A 2,301-nucleotide genomic window follows, 5' to 3' on the forward strand; every position below is an offset into this window, starting at 1 on the left:
TTAATAAATCTTTATATCTCCTTAAATCGGCTTTTCCTTCATATAGCAAAATCCATGAATTCATATCAGCCAGTCTAAGAGAATCAAAATTTCTCATAAATGCTTTATGCTGTTTCCTTTTATTATTGGGGACAACATGCATACTTATTGTTCCTATTTCAGCGGGAAGTTTAGCACCTAAAAAACCTCTTATAGATTCGATAAGATAATCAACGCTCACATGTCTGTAAGACCGTTTTAAGTCCTCTATCACATTTGCATCCATCATTGTGTCGGTTTTTTCTTTCCAGTAAATCATTAAATAGGGTTCAGTAGCTTGTCGGGCTTTTCTTTCAGCCGCTTTTCTTTTTCTTTCTTCAGCCTTCGCCCGCTTATTTAATTCTTTGTTATACCATTCATTAAATCGTGATTCGCTCCAATACCTTTTTGCGGAATGTTCGGAGACTTTAAATCCTAACCGTTTAATTAATTCAGATCGTTCATTTGCAATTAAACTACGACTCTTTTTCTTAACAATTTTATTTACTGTGGCAGGTTTATTTTTTAATTCCTTTATAACCTTTTTGTCAGTAATTCCGACTTTTTTCAAGGCAGCTATATTTTGTTTTTTCTGCTGTTTCTTCTTCAGCCGCTTTTTCTTCCCAATCAGTGACACCCCCTTTAAACACAAAAGTCACAGGGAAACGAATTTCCCTGTCAATTTAATATTTAAATGGCTTCTGCTTTTTGTGTCGGAATATAGCGAACAGAACCGCGTGACAGTTCGTCTTGTGCTTCAGCATGAAAATAGGAGACTATTGCAAGCATTTCTGAACGAGTGAAACTAATAATCTGTTGTGTATCGTCATCAAGCTTTTGAGCGAAACAATACATATTCTCCACTCTATCCTCTTTAATCTCTGTGCGGCGTTCTCCGTTGTCGAAAATCATTACGTTTTTATCCAAGTCTAGCAACCTCCGTATATAGTAATTTAATATAAGAAAAGCCGCCCCGATCGGAGCGACTATTTAATTAGTCCACAAGCGCAAGTGTCAATGTTTTAAAGCCGCGGCGGGTTTTAACTTCTTTTGGAACAACTTTTAATGGCTCGTCCGTCCAAGGACCTTGCCCTACAATCCCAATGATACGTTGTAGGGAGCTTGCTACGCCCTGAGATACACTGTGATAGCCTTGTCCGTCTGCTGTTAAAAGAACAACGCGCATTGCCTGAATTGTCTCTTTCGTGACTTCATCCTCTAATTCAACCGCATGGGCGACCATGTCTGTAATTTCAATTACTTCTCCGATATGGTCTGATAGAGAGTGTTCAGCGTTGCTTACCGCGTTGTAAAGTTTGATGCTGCTCTTTCTGTCCGTTGCCTGGATAGTTGAAAACATTTGTTGTGTACCTTGTTCAAAAATACTTGGTGATGCTGTTGCAATGTCCTCAGTTGCCAATACGTCAGTAGTGTTTTCAGTGTTTTTAATAGTGTTTGTCATTTTAAAATTCCCCCAAAGAATTAATTTTGTTTTAAGTATTCATTGAATTTTTCAGCTGACACGCGCCATTCTCGACCGACTTTGAAACCTTTAATTTCTCCGTTGTTCAGCATTTTGCGAGCCGTTTTTTCAGATATTTTTAATATCTCGGCTACCTGTTTAACTGTTAAAACCTCTTCACTAGACAAAAAGCGTACCTCCCTCTACATATGTATCACTTCCTTTAAAGGGCTTCAGATTCCTTTATGTTCCCTTTGATGACCTTATCTTACCATCAAGGGATATATCATGTCTACCCCTTTTTACAAATTTCTTCAGAATTTTTTCAGGAAGGATTCGACATTATGCGACATATTGGTAGGAGAAGAAAATATTTCTGTACCAATAATAGAACACATGTTCCTGAATGTAAAGTCCTATTATATATGAAATAACTGGGTATCAGGGATAGAAATGTCCTATCTCTTATGTTCGCACTGAGTATAAATGTTTATAACAGGTTATTATTGACAAACTAAAATAAGTGTGTATATACTCTCTCCATTAAAGGAGATGAATAATTTATGCCAAATCTAGAAATATTAGATATTATTAATATGAAATTAGATACGAAATACAAGCATATTGAACACTTTTTAAAGGATTGGATAGATAAGAAGTACAACAATATGGATGTTTACGAAATTCTTGTATATTTAAAACACTTTAATATATCGCCTAAAGAATAGTCCTCCCTTTTCCGGGAGGATATTTTATTTATTGACAGTTCCCGTGGTTCATGTTAATTAGCACAGAAATGTGGGATTGTCAAGGAAAATCAG

General features: G+C 36.2%; 4 protein-coding genes. All 4 read right to left on the bottom strand.

Features of this window, described 5'->3' with window-relative positions; genetic code table 11:
• The coding region (locus ACFWZ2_RS43315) for a hypothetical protein (RefSeq protein WP_384555309.1) at positions 1 to 655 on the bottom strand (655 nt) is incomplete at its 3' end.
• Positions 656 to 708: 53 nt separating this feature from the next.
• Positions 709 to 930, bottom strand: coding sequence for a hypothetical protein (locus ACFWZ2_RS43320; RefSeq protein ID WP_376642817.1), 222 nt, complete (start codon positions 928 to 930; stop codon positions 709 to 711).
• 82 nt (positions 931 to 1,012) lie between these two features.
• The gene (locus tag ACFWZ2_RS43325) at positions 1,013 to 1,480 is read right to left on the bottom strand and encodes a hypothetical protein (protein WP_326194938.1); all 468 of its coding nucleotides are present in this window, start codon (positions 1,478 to 1,480) and stop codon (positions 1,013 to 1,015) included.
• A 20-nt stretch (positions 1,481 to 1,500) separates the two neighbouring features.
• Positions 1,501 to 1,668, bottom strand: a complete 168-nt coding sequence (locus tag ACFWZ2_RS43330) for a helix-turn-helix domain-containing protein (RefSeq protein WP_326194937.1) — start codon at positions 1,666 to 1,668, stop codon at positions 1,501 to 1,503.
• Positions 1,669 to 2,301 lie beyond the last annotated feature (633 nt).

It is taken from the genome of Streptomyces sp. NPDC059002, from assembly GCF_042740435.1.
Classification (GTDB): Bacteria; Actinomycetota; Actinomycetes; order Streptomycetales; family Streptomycetaceae; genus Streptomyces.